The following is a 21795-nucleotide window of genomic DNA, read 5'->3' on the forward strand; positions in this document are numbered from 1 at the left end:
GGGGGCGGTGGATCGGTAAGGGTCAATGGAGGCCGGCGCGGTCCCGCGCGGCGGACAGGGCGGGAAGCAGCACCAGCGGCAGGGTGAAGAAGGGGAGCAGGTAGCGGTACTCCCCGGCGATCGAGAACAGGAAGATGGCGGCCAGTTGCACCGCCATCGGCAAGGCCACGAGCCAGAGCGCCGCATCGCGGTGCCGCACGGCCCGCGCCAGCGCCCAGGCCAGCAGCGCGAAGCCCAGCCAGGGCGCCCACAGCAGCCAGCGCGCGGCGTGGCTCCAGGCGTGCACCTGCCGCAGCGCCTGCTCGGCGGCCTCCCAGTGGAACCGCCGGTAGGCCGACCGCGCGTGGACCCGCGGCAGCACGTTGCCGGCATAGTCCAGCGCGGGGAAGCCGCCCTGCGCCAGCGCCGCCGAGGCCAGCACGTTCACGCGGCTGGCCAGGAAGTCGGGCAGGTTGTGCCAGAGGTTGTAGGTGAGGAACTCGTGGACGATGGCGTCCTTGTCCGCCGGGGGCAGGGCGCCCAGCCGGGGGCCCTCGGGGTGGAAGACCAGCATGTCCCAGTACACCGGATCGCGGTAGGCCTGCAGCCTGGCGAGCGCGCCGTTGCGCTCCAGGACCTCGACGGTGCGCGGCGACACCTTGGGCTGCGCGAGCACCCACGGGTCGTTCATCTGCGGATAGAGCGCCCAGAGATCGTTCATGGCGCGCTTTTGCAGAAAGCCCGCCGTCTCGAACGCGGCGAGCGGGAACAGCGTCTCCTGCGTGGAGGTCCGGTGCATCCGGGTGCCGACGAACATGAGGGCGCACCATGCGCCGACCACCAGCCAGAGCCAGCGCTGGCTGCGCGGGTCCACCCAGAACCCCGCGAGCACCGCGGGCACGAGGAAGACCAGGCCATTGGGCCGGATGAAAGCCGCGAACGGCAGGGTGAGCGCGATCATGGCGAGCGACGCCTTGCCGATCGTGCGCCGCGTCGCCACCAGCCACAGCTCGAACAGCAGGCCGGCCACCGCCACCGCGAACAGCCCGTCCGGGTACAGCATGCCCATGAAGTACACCATGTGCGGCGCGAGGCCGACGGCCAGCAGCGCGTAGGCCAGCGTCTTGTAGCGCCGGTTCTGCCAGTACCACGCCAGCATGCGTGCCAGCATGGCGGCGCACAGGAACAGGGCCGCCGCCACGGGAACCTCCACCCGCCCCAGGCCCTGGTAGAGCCCGCGCACGAAGTAGTACCACAGCACCGTCTTGCCCGAGCGGAAGGCCCCGGGGTCCTGGACTTCGAGCAGGATGGCCACGCTGTCCTCGCCCAGCACGCCGGGCCAGAACACCGCCAGCCACAGGCCGTAGGCCGTGGCCAACAAGGCCAGCATCGCCAGGAAGGCGCGCGGCGACTCCGGCGCGCGTGCGTGGGTGCCCGCCATGGTCATCGTGCGATGCTCCGATGCGCGGTGCAGGCTACGGGGTCTCGTCGATGCGGTCGGGAGAAAAAGGCCATGGGTCAGCGAAGGGCGTCGCCGCGGTGGGCCGCGGGCATCGGCAGCAGGGACAGGGTGATCATGAAGAAGGTGAGCAGGCAGCGGGACCCGCCCGCGACGGAGAAGACAAAACCGCGCCCAGCTGCACGGCCATGGGCACCGATGCCATCGGCAGGGCGGTGTCCCGTTGCCGGGCACCTTTCCAGAAGGCGCGGGCCCGCAGGAAGATTCCGAGGCAGGGCGTCCACCGCAGCCACCGGAGCGCATGGCTGGCCTCGTGGGCTTGCATCATGAACCGTTCCGCCGCCGCGAACTGGAACAAGCGGTAAGTGGACGGGCCGCCCACCTGGCCGATGACGTGCTGCGCGTACCCGTGCCCCGGCAGGCCGCCCATGGCGAACGCGGAGGCGAGGAAGATGTTAACGCGGCCCCCCGTGAGCCTGGGAAAGTTGTGCCACGGGTTGTAAGCCAGGCCATCGCGCACGCCCGGCCGGAAGACGGCCGGCCAGAGGCCGTACACCAGGCCCAGGAGCGCGAGAAGCCCCCCGAAAGGCCGCCAGCCGGGCGGCGCCGTGTTCAGGGGAGGCGCGGCGGAAGACAGCGGCACGGCGGGCCTCAGGCGTTCGACTGCAGCGCCAGCCCCGCGTGCTCGCGCAGCGGATGGAAGTGGATCTTCGGAAAGCGCTCCTGCGCCAGCCGCACGTCATAGGGGCTGGTGCACAGGTAGGCCAGCGTATCGGCCGCGTCGTGCGCCATGCGCAGCGGGTAGGCATCGGTGAAGGCGCGCAGCTCGGCCGGCGTGTCGGCCGTGATCCAGCGCGCGCCCGTGTACTGGCAGTTTTCCAGGCGCACGTCGCAGTCGTACTCGGCCTTGAGGCGGTGCTGCACCACCTCGAACTGCAGCTGGCCCACGGCGCCCAGCAGCATGTTGCCGCCCGCGTCGGGCTTGAAGACCTGGATCGCGCCTTCCTCGCCGAGCTGGGCGAGGCCCTGCTGCAGCTGCTTGGTGCGCAGCGGGTTCTTCAGCACCACGGTCATGAACATCTCGGGCGCGAAGAACGGCAGGCCCGTGAACTGCAGGCTGGCGCCGTCGGTGATGGTGTCGCCCAGCTGCACGCCGCCGTGCGTCGTGAAACCGATGATGTCGCCCGCGTAGGCTTCTTCCACCGCCTCGCGGCGCTGGCTCATGAAGGTCACGACGGACGTGGGCCGCAGCTCTTTCGCGGTGCGCTGCACCTTGAGCTTCATGCCCGGCGTGTACTTGCCGGAGGCCACGCGCACGAAGGCGATGCGGTCGCGGTGGTTGGCGTCCATGTTGGCCTGCACCTTGAACACCACGCCGGCAAAGCCCGCTTCTTCGGGCAGCACCGTCTTCTCGACGGGCTGCTTGTTCACCACGAGGCTGCTCGTGCGCGGGCGCGGGGCGGGCGCGAGATCGACCAGCGCGTCGAGCACCTCCATCACGCCGAAATTGTTCACGCCGGAGCCGAAGAACACGGGCGTCTGCTTGCCGGCGAGGAAGGCCTCGTGGTCCCACGCGGGGGAGGCGCCCACGGCCAGCTCCATGCTTTCGAGCGCCTCGTCGAAGGTGGGGCCGAAGCGCGCGCGCAGCGTGTCCGCCTCGCTGAGCGGGATGGCCTCGAAATCCTGCGGCCGGCGCTCGCTGCCGGACTCGAACACGGTCATCGCCCGCGTGCGCAGGTTGATGATGCCGCCGAAGCTCTTGCCCTGGCCCACGGGCCAGGTCATGGGCACGCAGGGCATGCCCAGCTCGCGCTCCACCTCGTCGAGGATGTCCAGCGGCTCGCGCACCTCGCGGTCCATCTTGTTGACGAAGGTGATGATGGGCGTGTCGCGCTGGCGGCAGACCTCGATCAGGCGCCGCGTCTGCGACTCCACGCCGTTGGCCGCATCGATCACCATCAGCGCCGAGTCCACGGCCGTGAGCACGCGGTAGGTGTCTTCGGAGAAGTCCTTGTGGCCGGGGGTGTCCAGCAGGTTCACCACGTGGTCGCGGTAGGCCATCTGCATCACCGACGAGGCCACCGAGATGCCGCGCTGCTTCTCGATCTCCATCCAGTCGGACGTGGCGTGGCGGCTCGCCTTGCGGCCTTTCACCGCGCCCGCGATCTGGATCGCGCCCGAGAACAGCAGCAGCTTTTCGGTCAGCGTGGTCTTGCCGGCGTCGGGGTGGGAAATGATCGCGAAAGTGCGGCGGACCCCGACTTGCGGGGCGTAAGGGGTGGCGGTGGCCATGTCGTCTGGAATCCTGTGGGAAAACGCGGCAGCCCGCGAGTGGGGCACCGTGCGCCCGGCGCCGGGCCGGGGGCGGTGTCGCGGCCGGCATCCAGGGGCATGCGCGCCGCCGCGGCGAGCCTGGGATTCTAGAGGAGGGTGGCAGGGCGGGGGCGCAGGCGTGCCGCAGTGCTCTGCGGGGCCATGGGGCCGCCCTGTGCCGGGGCGCGCGGGATTTTTCGCACCCGCGCACCGCGCATCCTCTCGGGCCGCCATCCAGCGGCCACGTTCCCCGGTGACAATCGCCGGGCTCCGGCGGCGCACGCGCCTTCCGGCCCCGCCCGTTCCTTTCGCGCCCCATGCTTGCTCTCTCGCCCTCTACCCTCTCCCGCCTCGCGGGCCCGCTGCACGATGACCCGGGCCATCCCGATGTGCAGGCCCTGCGCGGGACGCCCGCCGTGGCCCGGGCGCTGGACCTGCTGGCTGCGGCGACCCAGGCCTCGCTCTTCGAGGGGGACGTGGCCCCGCGCCAATCCGCCCTGCGGGACCTGCGGCGGCAGGCCGATCCTCTGGCCGCGGGCCTGCTGAAGGGGAGCGAGGCCGGCGGGCCGGCATCGGGCCGGGTCCGGGCGTGGGAGCTGAGGCTCGCGCAGCAGCTGCTGCTGGCGGTGCACGCGGGCTTCAAGGCGGTGGCCGTGGATGCCAGCGCCTCGCAGGGGTTCTTCTCGCGGCAGCGCCCGGCCATCGATGCCCTGGCCGATGCCATGCACAGCGCGTGGACGCTGGCGGCGCTGCATGCGCGCAGCTACACCGCCGTGCCCGCGGGGTTCTGGACCGACTGCCACCGCATGCACGGCTATGCCGTGGAGCGCGGCTGGGAGGGCAAGGCCTCGTCCGCCGAGGGCGTGCACAGCGTGGCGCGGGCCTATGGCCGGCTCATGCTGTGGGGCATGACGGGCAGCAACCGCTACGAGGCCGATCACATGGAGATGCTGCTGGAGCTGATCGATGCCTGCGCGGATGCGCTGGAGGTGTCCCGATACGACCGGGGCCGGGACCTGCCGGGCGCCTTCCTCTGGCAGGAATTGCGCGACGCGCCGCCGCTCTTCGTTGCGCCGCTGCCCCCCGCGGGCGGCGAGCCGCCGTGGTGGCGGGCGGACCTGGGCGCCGTGCTCGGGTTGTTGCAGCGCCGGATCGCCGAGCAGCACGATGCCGCCGTCCCGTCCCCGCGCAAGCTCCTGCTCTACCAGCGCCTGGCGCAGGAGTGGAGCCGGCCGCTGCAGCGCCGCCATGCGCGCCGCCGGCGCATGGGTGACGAGGCGGTCGAGGTGGTGGGAACCCTGCCCGCGTGCTGGCGGGCCGTCGATCGGGAGAGCGGTGCGCCCGAGGGCTGGGACGCGCCGTTCACCGAAGGCGCCGAGGGGGTGCTGGACTCCGCCTTTGCGCCGCTGGCCGGCGCGCCGGGCGCGGATGGCGAGGCCGGGCCGCAGGAGGCCGCATGGCTGAGCGTGTCCAACATCAGCCATTCCGGCCTGCTGGTCCAGGGCGATGCGGGCGGGCAGTCGTTCGCGGCGGGCGAGCTGGTGGTCTATCGCCGGCCCGGCAAGCCATGGCGGGCCGGGCTCATCCGCTGGCTGAACTTCCGCGTCGAGAATCTGGTGACGCAGTGCGGCATCGAGTACGTGGGCGGCGGGCTGGAAGCCGTGGTCATCGCCCCCGTGACCGCGCGGCGCACCCATGCGTATGCGCCCGGCCTGCGCATCGAGGGCCAGGGGCGCATCGTGGTGGCGGGGCGTTATTTCCAGCCCTTCCGCGAATTCCTCGTGCAGGACGCCGGCGGGCTGCAGCGCGTCAAGGCGGTGCGCCTCGTCATGCAGTCGGCCCGCTGCCAGGTGATCGAGGTGCAGCCCTCGGCGGGCACCTGAGCGGCGGTCGCCGGGCGGCGGCTTCGCTTCTATAATCCGCAGCTTCCGAGGAGCGTTGCAGCGTTCCCGCGCAGGCCGCGGGGCGCGAGGCTCGGAACCGATCCCCTTCGCAACGACGCTCGCCCACGCCTTCTTGCGCGGCGAGTGAGCCATCCCCCTGGAACGCGTGGTTTTGACCTCTTCACCGGAGAAAACCATGAGCGCAGTTCTCAAGACCCCGGCCGACCTGGCCATCGCCGACATCTCCCTGGCCGACTGGGGCCGCCGCGAGATCAAGATCGCCGAAACCGAAATGCCCGGCCTGATGGCCATCCGCGAGGAGTTCGCCGCCAGCCAGCCCCTGAAGGGCGCGCGCATCACCGGCTCGCTGCACATGACCATCCAGACGGCCGTGCTGATCGAGACCCTCAAGGCCCTGGGCGCCGACGTGCGCTGGGCCTCGTGCAACATCTTCTCCACGCAGGACCATGCCGCCGCCGCCATCGCCGCGGGCGGCACGCCGGTGTTCGCCATCAAGGGCGAATCGCTGGAAGACTACTGGGACTACACCCACCGCATCTTCGAATTCGGCGCCAAGGGCAGCGCCGGCGAAGGCCCCAACATGATCCTGGACGACGGCGGCGATGCCACGCTGCTCATGCACCTGGGCCAGCGTGCCGAGAAGGACGCTTCGCTGGTCGCCGGCAATGGCGGCAGCGAGGAAGAGCGCATCCTGTTCGCCGCCATCCGCAAGAAGCTGGCCGAAGACGCCACCTGGTACACCCGCAAGTCCGCCGAGATCATCGGCGTGACCGAGGAGACCACCACCGGCGTGCACCGCCTGAACGAGATGTCCGCCAAGGGCACGCTGCTGTTCCGCGCGATCAACGTGAACGACTCGGTCACCAAGTCCAAGTTCGACAACCTCTACGGCTGCCGCGAATCGCTGGTGGACGGCATCAAGCGCGCCACCGACGTGATGATCGCCGGCAAGGTGGCCCTGGTGGCTGGCTACGGCGACGTGGGCAAGGGCTGCGCCCAGGCGCTTTCCGCGCTGCGCGCCCAGGTGTGGGTGACCGAGATCGACCCCATCAACGCCCTGCAGGCCTGCATGGAAGGCTACAAGGTCGTCACCATGGAATACGCCGCCGACAAGGCCGACATCTTCGTGACCACCACCGGCAACAAGGACGTGATCCGCCACGAGCACATGGCCGCCATGAAGAACGAGGCCATCGTCTGCAACATCGGCCACTTCGACAACGAGATCGACGTCGCCTCGCTGGAGAAATACCAGTGGGAGGAAGTGAAGCCCCAGGTGGACCACGTGATCTTCCCGGACGGCAAGCGCATCACGCTGCTGGCCAAGGGCCGCCTCGTGAACCTCGGCTGCGCCACGGGCCACCCGAGCTTCGTGATGTCCAGTTCCTTCGCCAACCAGACCATCGCCCAGATCGAGCTGTTCACCAAGCAGGGCGCCTACCAGGCCGGCAAGGTCTACGTGCTGCCCAAGATCCTGGACGAGAAGGTCGCCCGCCTGCACCTCAAGAAGGTCGGCGCCCAGCTCACCGAGCTGACCGACACCCAGGCGGCCTACATCGGCGTGCAGAAGCAAGGGCCCTACAAGCCCGACACCTACCGCTACTGAAGCCGGGCCGGCCCGACGTTCCCGCCCGCGCGGGAACGTCGTGTGCTACTGAATTGATAGCTGCATGCGTAATGAAATCGACGACGTGCAGCCTTTTTCATACAAAAAAAGGACGGCGCCATGCGCGCGGATGTGTTTTTGGTGGAAAGCGGCCACGCCGCCACCCGGTCACAGGCCCAGCGGCTCGTGGCCGCCGGCGTGCAGTGGCGTTTTGCCGCCTCCATGCCCTGGCAGAAGGTGGCCAAGAACGGCGACGACATCCCGGCCGGGGCCGAGGTGCAGTTGCTGGACATGGCCGAGGCCCGGTACCTCTCCCGCGGAGGGCTGAAGCTGGAGGGCGCGCTGCGGTCCGCCGGCCTGTCGGTGGCGGGCTGGCGCTGCCTGGACGTGGGCCAGAGCACCGGCGGCTTCACCGACTGCCTGCTGCAGCAGGGCGCCGCGCAGGTGATCGGCGTGGACGTGGGCCACGGCCAGCTGCACGAGCGCCTGCGCAGCGACCCGCGCGTGGTCTGCGTGGAAGGGGTGAACGCCCGCGGCCTCACGGCCGAGGGGCTGGTGCAGGCCTGCGAAATCGCGCTGTCCGAGCCCGTGCCCGAGGCGGATGACGACCGCCAGCCCGTCAATCCCTACCACTGGATGTCCGGCGACGGCGAGGTCACCGACTACGACGACAGCGGCGACGCGGACGATTCCGACGTGGACGCGCACCTGGCCGAGCGCGCCGGCGCGCGGCTGGCCGCACCGAAGCGCCGCCGCCGGCGCGGCACGGCGGGCGTGGACCTCACACCGGCCTTCGACCTCGTCGCCGGCGACGTGTCCTTCATCTCGCTCACGCTGATCCTGCCGGCCGTGGTGCCGCTGCTGAAAGCCGGCGGCACGCTGCTGATGCTGGTCAAGCCGCAGTTCGAGCTGCAGCCGGGCCAGGTCGGCAAGGGCGGCATCGTGCGCGACCCGGTGCTCCACGCCCTGGTGGAGCAGCGCATCCGCGAAAGCTGCGCCGCCCTGCCGCTGCGCGTGGTGGGCTGGCACGACAGCCCCATCGAGGGGGGCGACGGCAACCGCGAATTCTTCATCCATGCAAGGAGAGAGGCATGAGCCTTTCCACGGCCCTTCCGGTCAGCTTCGAATTCTTCCCGCCCAAGACCCCCGAGGGCGCAGAGAAGCTGCGCTCCGTGCGCCAGCAGCTCTATGCGCGCCGGCCCGAGTTCTGCTCGGTGACCTACGGCGCCGGCGGCTCCACGCAGGAAGGCACCTTCGGCACGGTGCGCGAGATCCTCGCCGAGGGCGTGGACGCCGCCTCGCACTTCTCGTGCATCGGCGCCACGCGCGCGAGCGTGCGCGGCCAGCTCGCCACCCTCAAGGCCATGGGGGTGCGGCGCCTCGTCGCGCTGCGCGGCGACCTGCCGAGCGGCTACGGCGTGGGCGGCGAATTCCAGTACGCCAGCGACCTCGTGGCGTTCATCCGCGCCGAGACGGGCGAAGACTTCCACATCGAAGTGGCGGCCTACCCCGAGGTGCATCCGCAGGCCCGCTCGCCCGAGGCCGACCTGCAGGCCTTCGCGGCCAAGGTGCGCGCGGGCGCCCACTCGGCCATCACCCAGTATTTCTTCAATGCCGACGCCTACTGGCGCTTCGTGGGCGACGTGCGCCGCCTGGGGCTGGATGTTCCCGTGGTGCCCGGCATCATGCCCATCATGGGCTCCACCCAGCTCATGCGCTTCTCCGACGCCTGCGGCGCGGAGATCCCGCGCTGGATCCGCCTGCGGCTGCAGGGCTTCGGCGACGACGCCGCCAGCATCCGCGCCTTCGGCCTCGACGTGGTGACGGCGCTGTGCGAGCAATTGCGCGCCGGAGGCGTTCCCGGCCTGCACTTCTACACGATGAACCAGAGCGCGGCCACGCTGGAGATCTGCCGCCGGCTCGGGTTGTGACGCCTGCGGGCCGGGCGGGGCCCGGCCCCGTGCGCTTTCGGTAACATGGCGCCTCTTCCGTGCGTGACCGCTCCATGACACCCGCCTTCGTCCCCCCGCTGGTGGCCGCAGCGCTGTGCTGTGCCCTGCCGGTCTCCCTGTGGGCCCAGACCCGCTACAGCTGCCGCGACAGCGTGGGCAATACCTTCACGCTCTCGCGGCCGTGCCCCGCGGGCACGGTGACCACGGCGGTGTCCGCCGGCCCCCAGGCCGTGCCCTCCACCACCTCCCAGGGGTACGAAGCGCCTCCGCCGGTGCGCACCCTTTCCCAGGGGCATGAGTACGAGAAATACATGGGCAACCGCTGCCGCTCGCTCAACGACACGATCCGCTCCGGCCACTCGCGCGGCCTGAAGCACGACGTGCTCTCCGACCTGCGCCGCGAGTACGAGCGCAACTGCCGCGACGAGGAAAGCGAGGCCGCGTCCCGCTACGGCCGGGAGCAGCGCGATGCCCGCCAGCAGCGCCGCGAAGCGGTGCAGCAGGCCGAGATGGCCGCGAGGGCCGAGCAAGAGAGCAGCGCGCGCCGCGCCGAACAATGCGCCGAGTCGCGCCGCATCCTCGCGGTCAAGCGCGCGCGCACCGACCTCTCCGAGGGTGAAAAAAAGGACTTGAAGCGTTTTGAAGAGGCTTTTGCATCGCGCTGCCAGCGCTGAATGGCCGCGCCTTGGCGCCGCCCTGGGAGCCGCCGTGCTGTGCGGTGTGCTGACGGCCTGCGCGGTCGCACCCGCACCGCCCGCCGAGCCCTCGCCGTCTCCCCAAGAGAAAGAGGCTGCGGCGGAGCGCTCCACCCAACCCGCCCCCGCGGCCCCGGAGAAGCCCGCGCGGCCGTCCCGGCCCGCGGCACCCCGCCCGCCGCAGGATGCGGCACCCGCGGATTCCGGTGCCAAGGGCCCGGCCGAAGGGCAACCGGCGAGGGATGCGGAGCGCGACGACAACCCCGACCTGGCGGATTTCGAGGAAGAGGGCATGGCCTCCTGGTACGGCGCCCGCTTCCACAGCCGCCGCACGGCGAGCGGCGAGCGTTTCGACATGAATGACTTCACCGCCGCGCACCGCACGCTGCCCTTCGGGACCCGCGTGTGCGTGCGCAGCCTGGTCACGGGGCGCTCCGTGCAGGTGCGCATCAACGACCGCGGCCCGCACTCGCCCGGCCGCATCGTGGACTTGAGCCGCGCTGCCGCGCAGTCCCTGGGGCTGCTGGGCCTGGGCATCAAGCCCGTGGCCCTGAGCGTGGCGCCGGCGGACCCGGACCTGCCCTGTCCCGGGTCCTGATACGGCTTCGCCATCAAAAAGATCACTGCGTTGCTTCGCCTGACTCGTGCCACAGCACGGTCTGCGGCTTCGCGCCTTGTTCTCTCTTGGATTGCAAATCCGCAGGAGCCTGTGGCGGGCGCCGCCCGCCGCGGCGGTCAGCCCGCGGATTCGAGGGAGTGGGCGGCGTGCGGGTCCTGCGCCAGCAGCTCGGCCATCTGCGGCAGCGCGGGCTGCAGCGCGGCTTTCAGGGTATAGGGCGGGTTGAAGACGAACATGCCGCTGGCGGGCAGGCCGGGGCGGCGGCTCTGGCCGTCGGGGCCGGCCGTGATCTTGCTCGATTTGACGGTGAGCGTGGCGTGCAGCCAGGGCTTGCCCGCCTTCGTCGCCAGCGTCTTCAGGCGGCGGGGCAGATCGTGCGCCTCGGGCCGGGGGATGATGGGATACCACACGGCATAGGTGCCGGTCGCGAAACGCTTCAACGCCTCCGTCGCCATGTCCAGCACCCGGCCGTAGTCGCTCTTGATCTCATAGCTCGGGTCGCACAGGACGAAGCCGCGCCGCGACGGCGGGGGAATGAACTTGCGGATGCCCTCGAAGCCGTCCTCGTGCAAAACGGCCACCTGCCGGCCCGCCTCCAGCTGCGCCACGTTGCCGGCCAGCGCCCGCAGGTCGTTGGGGTGCAGTTCGAACAGCTTCAGCTTGTCATGGCCGCGCAGCAGCCGCTGCGCGATGAACGGCGAGCCGGGGTAGACCTTCGTGGTCGGGCTGGAGTTGAACTCCTTCACGAGATCCACATAGGCCTGCAGGGCGGGCGCCAAGGCGGTTCCCGGCGGGAGGGCGGACGGCGCCAGCCGGAGGATGCCGTCGGCGGCCTCGCCGCTGGTGGATGCGTAGTCCCCATCCAGGCGGAACAGGCCGGCGCCGGCATGGGTGTCCAGCACGGTGAGGGCCGCGTCTTTCTGCGTGAGGTGTTGCAGGATGGCGATCAATACCGTGTGCTTGAGCACATCGGCATGGTTGCCCGCGTGGAAGGCGTGGCGGTAGCTGAACATAGGCCGCCAATGGTAACCATCCCGCCGGGCACCCCCCGGTTGCGAAAACCGGACGAAGCCCGCGCGGCGGTGACCGTTTGCGTGCCGGCGATGCGCTTTATTGCCCGCCGCAGTCCCGGTTGCTGCATGATGGCGGCCATCGGCGGGCCGATGCCGCGCGTTTTCGGGCGCAGTGCCTCGGTTTCCTGCCCCATGCACCGCCGCGGCGGTTCTGAACGCAACACGCAGCCTGGTTTCTGGATTCCTGTCCCTATGTCCGCTTCACCCCATGTCACCGAGCCACCGAGCGATATCCACCACGTGGATGCCCTGCCGGCGGGGACGCGACTGGGCGAATTCGAGGTGGTGTCGCTGCTCGGGGTGGGTGGCTTCGGCATGGTCTACAAGGCGTTCGACCATTCGCTGCTGCGTTTCGTCGCCATCAAGGAATACATGCCCTCCGCGCTGGCGGCCCGGGCGCAGGGGCAGTCGCTGTGGGTGCGCTCGTCCTCCCATGAGCAGTCCTTCCAGGCGGGGCTCGCCTCGTTCGTGGCGGAGGCGCGCCTGCTGGCGCAGTTCGACCATCCCTCGCTGGTGAAGGTGTTCCGCTTCTGGGAAGCCAACCAGACCGCCTACATGGTCATGCCGCTCTACACGGGCATGACGCTCAAGCAGGCCCGCGCCCACATGCGCACGCCGCCGCCCGAGGCCTGGCTGCGCAAGATGCTCTGGTCCGTGCTGGGTGCCCTGCGGGTGCTGCACGACGGGCAGACGCTGCACCGCGACGTGTCTCCCGACAACATCTTCCTCCAGGATTCCGGCCCTCCGGTGCTGCTCGACCTGGGGGCCGCGCGCCACGCCATCACGGACCATTCCCATCGCCTCACGGCGGTGCTCAAGGTCAATTACGCGCCGATCGAGCAATACAACGACGAGGGCAACGACCTGCACCAGGGGCCCTGGAGCGACCTGTATTCCGTGGGGGCCGTGGTGCACGGTTGCCTGTGCAACGACACGCCCCTGCCCGCGACGCTGCGCGCCATCCGGGACCGGATGGTGCCGTTCTCGCGCGTGGCCAAGACCGTGCGGCGCCAGTTCGGCGTCGAGTACTCGCCCGCGTTCGTGGCGGCCATTTCGCAGGCGCTGGCCCTGCAGCCGGAAGAGCGCCCCCAGAGCATCGACGAATTCCTGCGCACCATCGACATGACGGCGGCGCCGGAGGGCATGGAGCACTTCGATTTCCGGGCCGAACTGGGCGACATCTGGGTGGAGCCTGCGGATCGGCGCGGCACGGGCGTGGCGGTGCCGATGATCGACATCACCTCGGTTCCGGCACCGATGTCCGGTGTTTCCCTGCCCCTGCCCATGGCCGCCGCCATTGCGCCGGCATCGCCCGTGCCGCCCGCGGCCGTGTACTCCCGCCGCAGCGCCGAGCCGCCCGCCGTGCCTCCCCCGTCGTCCGATGCGACCGCGGATACCGTCTTTCTCGACAGCGCGGTGGATGCCGGTGACACGGTGTTCGAGCCCCGTACCGTGATCCAGGAGCCGGACGGCATGGAGGCGAAGGGGGCTTCTTCCCGTGGCCGCAAGCGTGCCGTGCCGCGTGCGTGGCTGGCCGCAGGGGCCATGGTGCTGGTGGCTGTGGCTGCAGCAGGCGTGTGGCAGATGCAGCCCGAGAAGAAGGCGGCATCCATGCCGCGCACTCCCGAGACCGAGATCATCACCGAGGTGGCCGAGCCACCACCGGTGGCGCTGGCTGCCTCCGATGCGGCCTCCGCGTCCATGCTGCCGGATGAAGGGCAGGCTGCTGGGGTGGCCGTGGCGGCATCGCTGCCGCAGTCCGCGCCGGCCCCGGCTTTCGTTGCGGCATCTGCGCCGCGTGCACGCCCGGTCGCACGCAAGGCCTCCGAGCCCGTGGCGGCGGTTCCCGCTGCGCTGTCGCCCGCGGCTCCCTCGGAACCCTCCGCGCCGCCTGCCGTGCAGAAAGCCGCCCCCCGTGTCGTGGGGCCGGACGAAGCCTGCGCGGATGCCGGTTTCCTTGCCCGCCCGATGTGCATCCACCAGGAATGCCAGCGTCCGGCGGTGGCGAACCATCCGCTGTGCGTGGAGAATCGGCGCCGGCTGGAAGCCGAGGAGCGGCGCCGGCTGATGCTCTCGCAATGAGCATCTTGTCGCCGCGCGCGGCATTTTCGTATAATGGCGGGCTTCGCAGCGCTCCAAGGTCCCGCGGCGAAGTTTTTCATCCCACCTAAGAGGCTTCCATCCAGAGAAGCACCGACCGTGGAAAAGGACCGCCAAACCTTCTCACGAAAAGAGAAAACTCATGTCCACTTACAGCGCAAAGCCCGCTGAGGTCGTGCACGAGTGGTTTGTGATTGACGCCACCGATAAGGTGCTCGGACGGGTCGCCAGCGAAGTGGCCCTCCGTCTGCGCGGCAAGCACAAAGCCATTTACACGCCCCACGTCGATACCGGCGATTTCATCGTCATCATCAACGCCTCCAAGCTCAAGGTCACCGGCACCAAGTCCCTGGACAAGGTGTACTACCGCCACTCCGGCTATCCCGGCGGCATCACGGCGACGAACTTCCGCGACCTGCAGGCCAAGCACCCCGGCCGCGCGCTCGAGAAGGCTGTCAAGGGCATGCTGCCCAAGGGCCCCCTGGGCTATGCCATGATCAAGAAGCTCAAGGTCTACGGCGGCGCGGAGCATCCGCACACCGCTCAGCAGCCCAAGGCGCTGGAAATCTAAGGAGCCGACATGATTGGTGAATGGAACAATGGCACCGGCCGTCGCAAGTCCAGCGTCGCCCGCGTGTTTCTGAAGAAGGGTTCCGGCAAGATTACGGTGAATGGCAAGGACATTCAGCAGTATTTCGGCCGCGAAACCTCCATCATGATCGCCAAGCAGCCGCTGGCACTGACCAACCATGTCGAGACCTTCGACATCCAGGTCAACGTGCACGGCGGCGGTGAGTCCGGCCAAGCCGGCGCCACCCGCCACGGCATCACGCGCGCCCTGATCGATTACGACGCATCCCTGAAGCCCGCACTGAGCCAGGCCGGCTTCGTGACCCGCGATGCCCGTGAGGTCGAGCGTAAGAAGGTCGGTCTGCACTCTGCACGCCGCGCCAAGCAGTTCTCGAAGCGCTGATCTTCGGTACCGCACCCAGCCACGCTGCGTTCCGCATGGATGCGGGTGGCTCCGAAAAACCGCCGTCATGGCGGTTTTTTCATTACAGGGCCGCCCCAAGATGAAAAGCGCCCCCCTCGGGGGAAGCGATCGCGTGCAGCGAGGGAGCGTGGGGGCCTTCTTCATTGGCGAACACTTTTCCTGGGAAGGGGTGAACCGGCATGCGACTCAAGTTGCTTCGGCGCCGACTGACGATCAGCGCGCCGCGCGTGGCCATCCGCAGCGCCATGCCCTGGCCGCTGCGCTGGGTTTTGCTGGCGGTTTTCTTTGGCTTGTGCGCGGCTTTGGCGCTCTGGGCCTTCGAGTTTGGCAAAAGCATCGCGGGCCTGGACTCCCATGCCCGGGATGAGCTGATGCAGCTGCGGCAGGAGGTGGCCCGCCTGCGCGAGGAAACCCGCATCCGCCACGATGCTTCCAGCGCCGAAGGCTCATTGCTGACAGCGGAGCGCGTCGCACTGGAGCGGGTGATGGCGCGCATGCGGCAGCTTGAGGCGGACAACCGCACACTGCGGGACGATCTGGGGTTTTTCGAAAAGCTGATTCCCGCCGGCAAGGCGGATGGGGTCAGCATCCGTGGACTGCAGGCAGAGGCGGTGAGCGCCGGCCAGCTCCGCTGGCAGGTGCTGGTAATACAGCCTGTGCGCAATGCCCCGACCTTCAAGGGGCGGCTGGAACTGCTGGTGGAAGGGTCGCGGGATGGCAAGCCCTGGACGCAGGCGCTGGCGGGGGCGAGCCAGCCGCTGCAGTTCGAGCACTACCGGCGTGTGGAGGGTGTGTCGGAAATTCCTGCCAATGCCGTGGTAAAAACCATGACCGCCCGGGTCCTCGAAGGCAGCGCGGTTCGTGCCGTGCACCATTTCTCGATGGAGTAGGCCACCAGGATTCCCTGGCGCATGCGCCACGGCAGGTGCATGCATTCTGTTCCGGGTTCTCGGATTGCCCATCGGGTGGGGGTGGGTCGAGACGGCCGTTGTTCCGCATCCACTATTCAATCAAGGAGCGTCCAGCCATGTTTTCCCGCAAGAAGCAGCCTCCGATCAAGAGTCTCATCGCGCATGGCACGCGCATCAACGGCGAGGTGCTGTTTGCCGAAGGGCTGCGCATCGACGGCGAGGTGGCGGGCGATGTCCGTGCCCAGGCCGGCGATCAGCCGAGCATTCTGGTGGTGTCTGAGTCGGCGCGCGTGGAAGGGGCCGTGCATGCCGCCCATGTGGTCATCAACGGTACGGTCATCGGCCCCGTGCATGCGGCGGAGCTGCTGGAGCTGCAGCCCAAGGCCCGCATCACGGGCAACGTGCACTACAAGGCGCTGGAGATGCACCAGGGCGCGACCATCGCGGGGCAGATGAGTCCGTCGTCGGTACTGGTCGAGGAAAAGCCCACACTCAAATTGGCGTCAAACGGCAGCTGAGCCATGGGTGTGGGTGCATTGCAGTAGTATCGGAGGCCATTTCCTCCCCAATGGAGAGACCCCCATGAGCGCAGTCGCCGACAACATTCAGACCGAAATGCCTACCCCCATCGTCTTCACCGACAGTGCCGCCGCCAAGGTGGCCGACCTGATCGCCGAGGAGGGCAACCCTGATCTGAAGCTGCGCGTCTTCGTGCAGGGTGGCGGATGCTCTGGTTTCCAGTATGGATTCACGTTCGACGAAATCGCGAACGAGGACGACACGACGATGACCAAGAACGGCGTGTCCCTGCTGATCGATGCCATGAGCTACCAGTACCTGCTGGGGGCCGAGATCGACTACAAGGAAGATCTCCAGGGCGCGCAGTTCGTCATCAAGAACCCGAATGCGACCACCACGTGTGGCTGCGGATCGAGCTTCTCGGTGTGACGCGCCGGCGCCTCCTGCGGCGCCACCCCTTCCAGCCCATGCGTGTGGGATGGATTCCAGAATCAACCGCCCTCGGGCGGTTTTTTCATGCCTGCGAGGAAATCCGTGGGGCTGCGACTCTGCCGGTTTCGCAGGGTCGGTGCGGCAAGCCTGCTCAGGCAGGGTGGATGGCGCCCAGCACCCGCAGCCCCTGGGCACCCGTGACGGATGGAAGGTTGCCGGGTTGCCGTTCGACGGCCTGGCGCGCCAGCCACGCGAATGCCGCAGCCTCCACCTGCAGCGGAGGCAGGCCGTGCAGGGCCGAGGATTCGACGCGGTGGCTGGGAAGCAGTGCCCGGAGCCGGTCCATCAGATGCGTGTTGAACGCTCCGCCCCCGCACACGATGAGCAGTCGGCTGGAGGGCGCATGGCGCTCCACGTCCCGGGCGCAGGCCCGGGCGGTGAATTCGGTGAGCGTCGCCTGGACATCGGGGGGCGGCGCTTCGGTGAAGGGCGCGAGCCGTGTGGTGAGCCAGTCGGCATTGAAGAGGTCGCGCCCCGTGCTTTTCGGGGGGCTCTGGCGCAGGAAAGGCTCGGCCAGCAAGACCTCCAGAAGCGGCGGCAGCACGGCGCCCGTGGCCGCCCAGGCGCCCGCATCGTCATAGGGCCGACCTGTGTGGCGCAGGCACCAGTGGTCCATGAGGGCGTTGCCCGGGCCGCAGTCGAAGCCCCGCACGTTGCCTTCGGGTTCCAGGATGCTGAGGTTGGAAATGCCTCCCACGTTGAGCACGCAGACGGTTTCTCCGGGCTTGCCGAACACCCGCTGGTGGAAGGCCGGGACGAGCGGAGCCCCCTGGCCGCCGGCCGCCAGGTCGCGGCTGCGGAAGTCAGCCACCACCGGGATGCCGGTGCATTCCGCCAGGAGCGCCGCATTGCCGATCTGCAAGGTGTAGCCCGTGCCGTCGAACAGGGCCGGCTGGTGGCGCACGGTCTGCCCATGGGCGCCGATGGCATTGACTTCGGAGGAGGGGAGCCCACTGGCTTTCAGCAGGGCATCCACGACGGCGGCATAGGCACGCGCCAGCGCGTTGCCGGCCAGGGCGGCACGGTGCAGTTCGTTGGGGCCGGGCGTGTTGAGGGCCAGCAGCTCGGCCCTCAGATCGGGGGCGAAGGGCGCGCTGGCATGGTGCGCCACAGCGCATTCCTGATCGGAGAAGCGCCCGATGACACCATCGATGCCGTCGAGCGACGTGCCCGACATGAGCCCGATGTACCAGCGGAGCGGGGCGGCGGGCTCGCCGGGCAGGCTCGACACGGGCGGGCCGGCGTGGTTACTGTGCGCTGGCCTGCTGCACCTGCGCGGCCGCCGAGAGCTGGACACGCATGTTGGATGCCAGCCGGTTGAACGTGGCGCGCGACGCGGCGGAGACGGGCTGGGCTGCCTCGCTCTGCTGTGCGATGGTCATGGGGTCCTGGTGCTGGCCGTTCACGCGGAACTCGAAGTGCAGGTGGGGGCCTGTCGCCCAGCCCGTCGCACCCACTGCGCCGATGGTCTGCCCCTGCTCCACCGACTGGCCCTTCCTGACGTCGATGCGGCTCAGGTGGGCATACACCGTGACGTGCTGGTTGCGGTGCTTGACGTAGATGACGTTGCCATAGCCGTTCTGCACGCCGGCGAAATCGACGGTGCCGTCGCCCACGGTGCGCACGGCCGTGCCCGTGGGGGCTGCGAAGTCGGTGCCGAGGTGGGCGCGCCACTTCTGCAGGATCGGGTGGAAGCGCATCTTGAAGCCGCTGGTGACGCGCGAGAACTCCACGGGCGAGGTGAGGTAGGCGCGGCGCATGCTTTCGCCTTCGAGGGTGTAGTAGGCCCCCTTGGTGGCGCCCGGCTCCTGGAACCAGACGGCGTCGTAGGTCTTGCCGTTGTTGTGGAACTCGGCGCTCAGCACCCGGCCGCTGCGCAGGGGTTCGCCGTCGGCTTCGAGGGTTTCATAGACCACCGAGAAGCGGTCTTCCTTGCGCAGGGCGCGGTGGAAGTCGATGTTGCTCGAGAACACTTCGGCGAGCTGGATGGCCACTGCGTCTGGAATGTTGGAGGCATCGGTCGCGGCAAAGAGCGAGCTGCGGATGATGCCGCCGGCCAGGCGGTTGCCCACGGTCAGCGGGGCGGTCTCGACGCGCGATGCGAACGTGTTGCCCTGGCGCTCGACCACGAGGCGGCGGAAATTGCCGCTGTCGTCCTGCACCCAGCGCGCGGTGAGCTTCAGCAGGCGGTGGTCTTCGGTGGTTTCGGCGGAGATCGATCGGCCGCCGCGGCCCAGCAGGTTCTGGCGGACCTGCCCGTCGCTGCGCAGGAAGGCTGCCGCGGCGGGGTCGGCCACGCCCAGGCGCTGCAGGATGGCTTCCGCGGTGTCGCTGCTGCGGGTCTGGTCGGAGCGGTAGAGCGAGTAGCTGGGAATGTCCACCAGCGCGGAAAGGGGCTGCTCTCCGGCGAGCGATTCCACCGGGTATTCGACGAGGCTGCGGGGCAGGTCGTCCGGATCGGGGGCGAACGACGCGACGGCGAAGGCACCGCCGCCGCCGGTGAGCAGGACGGCCGCCAGGGCGCCAGTGATGCGTTTGGGATGGTTCCGGGCAATGCGCGATAGCCGGTCCAGCAAGGCGAGGCCGGCGGATGTCAAGCCGTGATTCAAGAGTCTTACCCCAGGGTGAGGTGCATGCGGGCCGCAGGGGCGGCATGCACGGGCTGTCTGTGGGTTGCAGCGGTCGCGGGGAGGGCCGGGCCGGGCGCCAGGGTCGGCGGGCGCACTAGAATCCGCCGCTGCAAACGTGGCCGGAAGTATAGCCACCGATCTCCCCGCCGAACCCCGAAAAACCCTTATGAATCAATCCGCTGTTACAACATTCCCGATCACCGATGGTGTAGGACGTGCTCTGGAAGTGTCGTTGCGCGGAGCCGACGAACTCCTGCCCCGGGAGGAGTGGGCGAAGAAGCTCGCGCGCTCCGAGGCCACCGGGGTTCCGCTGCGCATCAAGCTGGGCCTGGACCCGACGGCGCCGGACATCCACATCGGCCACACGGTGGTGCTGAACAAGATGCGCCAGCTGCAGGACCTGGGCCACCAGGTGATCTTCCTGATCGGCGACTTCACGACGCTGATCGGGGACCCCTCGGGCCGCAATTCCACCCGGCCTCCGCTCACGCCGGAGCAGATCAAGGTCAACGCCGAAACCTACTACCGCCAGGCCAGCATGGTGCTGGACCCGGCCCGCACGGAGATCCGCTACAACAGCGAGTGGAGCGAACCGCTGGGCGCCGCGGGCATGATCCAGCTGGCGGCCAAGTACACCGTGGCCCGCATGATGGAGCGCGACGATTTCCACAAGCGCTTCACGGGCGGGCAGTCGATCAGCCTGCACGAGTTCCTCTATCCGCTGCTGCAGGGCTACGACTCGGTGGCGCTGCGCAGCGACCTGGAACTGGGCGGCACCGACCAGAAGTTCAACCTGCTCATGGGCCGCCACCTGCAGCAGGAGTACGGCCAGGAGCCGCAGTGCATCCTGACGATGCCGCTGCTCGTGGGGCTGGACGGCGTGGACAAGATGTCCAAGTCCAAGGGCAACTACATCGGCATCACCGAAGACGCCAACACGATGTTCGCCAAGGTGCTCTCCATCTCCGACGATCTGATGTGGGACTGGTTCACCCTGCTGTCGTTCAAGTCGCTGGCCGAGATCGCCGCGCTCAAGGCGGAGGTCGAGGGCGGCCGCAACCCCAAGGATGCGAAGGTGATGCTCGCCCGGGAGATCACCACCCGCTTCCACAGCGCGGCGGCGGCCGATGCGGCCGAGGCGGATTTCGCCAACCGCAGCAAGGGCGGCGTGCCCGACGAGATCCCCGAGGTGTCGCTGGACGGGGCGCCGCTGGGCATTGGCGCCCTGCTCAAGCAGGCCAATCTCGCGCCGTCGACCAGCGAGGCCAACCGCCTGATCGATGGCGGCGGCGTGCGCGTGGAGGGCAGCGTGGTGAGCGACCGGGGGCTCAAGCTCGCGGCCGGTACCTACGTGGTGCAGGTCGGCAAGCGCAAGTTCGCGAGGGTGACGCTGGGCTGAGCGGCCTTTGGCGACCCCGCCGCCCGCATTGCAACGGGCGGCGGCCCTGCGAAGGGGCCATGCGGGCGCGAGGGTCAGGCGTCGGCGCTGCCGTCCAGGTCGTCATTCAGATCGGGGTCGGGTACGTCCCCCACGGCTTCACGCGTGGCCTGCGCCTCGCGCAGCAGCCAGGCGCAGAACGCCTTGATCTCGGGGCGCTGGCTGCTGCGCGGGCCCACCAGCAGCCAGTAGACGAGCGGTGAATCCAGCCGGTAGCCGGGCAGTACCTCGACGAGGTCGCCCGAGGCGAGGCTGTCGGCGATGAGGGGCATGCGGGCCAGCGCCAGCCCCTGCCCGGTGAGGGCTGCCTGCACGATCTGGTGCGCGTAGTTGAAGTACAGCCAGCGCTTGGGCTGCAGCTTGGACTGGCCGTTCTGCTCGAACCAGCGGCGCCAGGTGAGCCATTCGAGGTAGGTGGTGCGGTGGGCGTCGCCCGCCTCGATGAGCGTGAAGCGGGCCACGTCGGCCGGCGTGCGGATCGGCGGGCCGCTCTTGATCAGCCAGGGGCTCGCGACCACCGCGAGCTGCTCCCCGAAAAGCCGCTGCGCGCCCTGCAGGTGCGGGCCGGGCACCGAATAGCGCAGGGCCAGATCGACGTCGGCGGTTTCCAGGTCGACCGAGACATCGCTCGCGTCGATGCGGATGTCGATGTCGGGGTTGTCGCGCTGGAACTCTTCCATGCGCGGGATCAGCCACATGGACGCGAAGCTCGCCCAGGTGGTGATCGCCACGCTCTTGCGCCCCGCGGTCTGCCGCACGAGGCGCACGCAGGCATCGAGCCGCTCCAGCGCCGGCGCCACGGCGCGCTGCAGTTGCGCCCCCGCGCTGGTGAGCTCCACCGCCCGCGTATGCCGCAGGAAGAGCGGCACGCCCACTTCATCCTCCAGCGCCTGGATCTGCCGGCTCACGGCCGACTGCGTCAGGGCCAGTTCCTCGGCCGCCGCGCGGAAGTTGAGGTGGCGGGCCACCGCGAGAAAGGCGCGCCAGTGGCCGACCGCGACGGGCCGGGTGCGCAAGTGGGTGATGGGCGCGGGCAGGGTCATGGCAAGGGGTGGGGCATTGTTGCGTAGCGGTCTGGATTCATGATGGGTTCGCATGAAATTATGGCGGT

Annotated in this window: 20 protein-coding genes and 1 riboswitch; of the genes, 13 read left to right on the plus strand and 7 right to left on the minus strand. The window is 69.2% G+C overall.

Annotated elements, in window-relative coordinates; translation table 11 throughout:
* Nucleotides 1-22 precede the first annotated feature (22 nt).
* The 3 genes from AX018_RS16985 to AX018_RS16995 all read right to left on the minus strand — a co-directional run bounded on the left by AX018_RS16985 (nucleotide 23) and on the right by AX018_RS16995 (nucleotide 3730).
* Nucleotides 23-1426, minus strand: a complete 1404-nt coding sequence (locus AX018_RS16985; RefSeq protein WP_111879574.1) for a hypothetical protein — start codon at nucleotides 1424-1426, stop codon at nucleotides 23-25.
* A 127-nt stretch (nucleotides 1427-1553) separates the two neighbouring features.
* Nucleotides 1554-2081: a hypothetical protein gene (locus AX018_RS16990; protein ID WP_146749349.1), complete on the minus strand. Its 528-nt coding sequence runs from the start codon at nucleotides 2079-2081 to the stop codon at nucleotides 1554-1556.
* Nucleotides 2082-2089: 8 nt separating this feature from the next.
* Nucleotides 2090-3730 (minus strand): peptide chain release factor 3, encoded by a 1641-nt coding sequence (locus tag AX018_RS16995; RefSeq protein ID WP_111879578.1) that lies wholly within the window; start codon nucleotides 3728-3730, stop codon nucleotides 2090-2092.
* Between the two features lie 338 nt (nucleotides 3731-4068).
* On the opposite strand from AX018_RS16995, the gene AX018_RS17005 reads away from it, so the two are divergent.
* From AX018_RS17005 to AX018_RS25700, 6 genes are all read left to right on the plus strand, one after another.
* Nucleotides 4069-5634: a cyclic-di-GMP receptor FimW-related protein gene (locus AX018_RS17005; RefSeq protein ID WP_146749350.1), complete on the plus strand. Its 1566-nt coding sequence runs from the start codon at nucleotides 4069-4071 to the stop codon at nucleotides 5632-5634.
* 41 nt (nucleotides 5635-5675) lie between these two features.
* A riboswitch (S-adenosyl-L-homocysteine riboswitch) is annotated at nucleotides 5676-5762 on the plus strand.
* 68 nt (nucleotides 5763-5830) lie between these two features.
* Nucleotides 5831-7261 carry an adenosylhomocysteinase gene (gene ahcY / locus AX018_RS17010; RefSeq protein ID WP_111879587.1) on the plus strand — a complete coding sequence of 477 codons (1431 nt, stop codon included), beginning with the start codon at nucleotides 5831-5833 and terminating at the stop codon, nucleotides 7259-7261.
* 120 nt (nucleotides 7262-7381) lie between these two features.
* A complete protein-coding gene (locus AX018_RS17015; protein ID WP_111879590.1) occupies nucleotides 7382-8356 on the plus strand; it encodes a TlyA family RNA methyltransferase in 975 nt (324 codons plus the stop codon).
* A complete protein-coding gene (gene metF, locus AX018_RS17020) occupies nucleotides 8353-9192 on the plus strand; it encodes a methylenetetrahydrofolate reductase [NAD(P)H] (protein ID WP_111879592.1) in 840 nt (279 codons plus the stop codon). The genes AX018_RS17015 and metF overlap by 4 nt, the downstream gene beginning before the upstream one ends.
* Before the next feature lie 74 nt (nucleotides 9193-9266).
* On the plus strand, nucleotides 9267-9887 hold the full coding sequence (locus AX018_RS17025; protein WP_111879595.1) for a hypothetical protein: 621 nt from the start codon (nucleotides 9267-9269) through the stop codon (nucleotides 9885-9887).
* Between the two features lie 34 nt (nucleotides 9888-9921).
* Nucleotides 9922-10506: a septal ring lytic transglycosylase RlpA family protein gene (locus AX018_RS25700; RefSeq protein WP_245951626.1), complete on the plus strand. Its 585-nt coding sequence runs from the start codon at nucleotides 9922-9924 to the stop codon at nucleotides 10504-10506.
* 137 nt (nucleotides 10507-10643) lie between these two features.
* Here the strand turns inward: AX018_RS25700 and AX018_RS17035 are convergent, their stop codons facing one another.
* The gene (locus AX018_RS17035; protein WP_111879597.1) at nucleotides 10644-11540 is read right to left on the minus strand and encodes a 23S rRNA (adenine(2030)-N(6))-methyltransferase RlmJ; all 897 of its coding nucleotides are present in this window, start codon (nucleotides 11538-11540) and stop codon (nucleotides 10644-10646) included.
* Between the two features lie 252 nt (nucleotides 11541-11792).
* Between AX018_RS17035 and AX018_RS17040 the strand changes: the two genes are divergently transcribed.
* The 6 genes from AX018_RS17040 to erpA all read left to right on the plus strand — a co-directional run bounded on the left by AX018_RS17040 (nucleotide 11793) and on the right by erpA (nucleotide 16553).
* The gene (locus tag AX018_RS17040) at nucleotides 11793-13682 is read left to right on the plus strand and encodes a serine/threonine protein kinase (RefSeq protein WP_111879600.1); all 1890 of its coding nucleotides are present in this window, start codon (nucleotides 11793-11795) and stop codon (nucleotides 13680-13682) included.
* 160 nt (nucleotides 13683-13842) lie between these two features.
* Nucleotides 13843-14271: a 50S ribosomal protein L13 gene (gene rplM / locus AX018_RS17045; RefSeq protein ID WP_111879603.1), complete on the plus strand. Its 429-nt coding sequence runs from the start codon at nucleotides 13843-13845 to the stop codon at nucleotides 14269-14271.
* A 9-nt stretch (nucleotides 14272-14280) separates the two neighbouring features.
* On the plus strand, nucleotides 14281-14673 hold the full coding sequence (gene rpsI, locus AX018_RS17050; RefSeq protein ID WP_092949738.1) for a 30S ribosomal protein S9: 393 nt from the start codon (nucleotides 14281-14283) through the stop codon (nucleotides 14671-14673).
* Nucleotides 14674-14873: 200 nt separating this feature from the next.
* Nucleotides 14874-15584, plus strand: a complete 711-nt coding sequence (locus AX018_RS17055; RefSeq protein ID WP_111879605.1) for a DUF6776 family protein — start codon at nucleotides 14874-14876, stop codon at nucleotides 15582-15584.
* A gap of 137 nt (nucleotides 15585-15721) precedes the next feature.
* Complete coding sequence (locus tag AX018_RS17060) at nucleotides 15722-16123, plus strand: bactofilin family protein (RefSeq protein WP_111879607.1); 402 nt, start codon at nucleotides 15722-15724, stop codon at nucleotides 16121-16123.
* Between the two features lie 64 nt (nucleotides 16124-16187).
* Nucleotides 16188-16553 carry an iron-sulfur cluster insertion protein ErpA gene (erpA, locus tag AX018_RS17065; protein ID WP_111879610.1) on the plus strand — a complete coding sequence of 122 codons (366 nt, stop codon included), beginning with the start codon at nucleotides 16188-16190 and terminating at the stop codon, nucleotides 16551-16553.
* A 154-nt stretch (nucleotides 16554-16707) separates the two neighbouring features.
* On the opposite strand, the gene AX018_RS17070 is transcribed toward erpA, so the two are convergent.
* A complete protein-coding gene (locus AX018_RS17070) occupies nucleotides 16708-17838 on the minus strand; it encodes an anhydro-N-acetylmuramic acid kinase (protein ID WP_415842183.1) in 1131 nt (376 codons plus the stop codon).
* A gap of 25 nt (nucleotides 17839-17863) precedes the next feature.
* Nucleotides 17864-19225 carry a M23 family metallopeptidase gene (locus AX018_RS17075; protein ID WP_111879615.1) on the minus strand — a complete coding sequence of 454 codons (1362 nt, stop codon included), beginning with the start codon at nucleotides 19223-19225 and terminating at the stop codon, nucleotides 17864-17866.
* A gap of 187 nt (nucleotides 19226-19412) precedes the next feature.
* On the opposite strand from AX018_RS17075, the gene tyrS reads away from it, so the two are divergent.
* A complete protein-coding gene (tyrS, locus tag AX018_RS17080; protein ID WP_111879618.1) occupies nucleotides 19413-20645 on the plus strand; it encodes a tyrosine--tRNA ligase in 1233 nt (410 codons plus the stop codon).
* A 74-nt stretch (nucleotides 20646-20719) separates the two neighbouring features.
* Here tyrS and AX018_RS17085 read toward each other — a convergent pair whose 3' ends face one another.
* A complete protein-coding gene (locus AX018_RS17085) occupies nucleotides 20720-21727 on the minus strand; it encodes a LysR substrate-binding domain-containing protein (RefSeq protein WP_111879620.1) in 1008 nt (335 codons plus the stop codon).
* Nucleotides 21728-21795: the final 68 nt, after the last annotated feature.

Source organism: Paracidovorax anthurii (assembly GCF_003269065.1).
Taxonomy (GTDB): Bacteria; Pseudomonadota; Gammaproteobacteria; order Burkholderiales; family Burkholderiaceae_C; genus Paracidovorax; species Paracidovorax anthurii.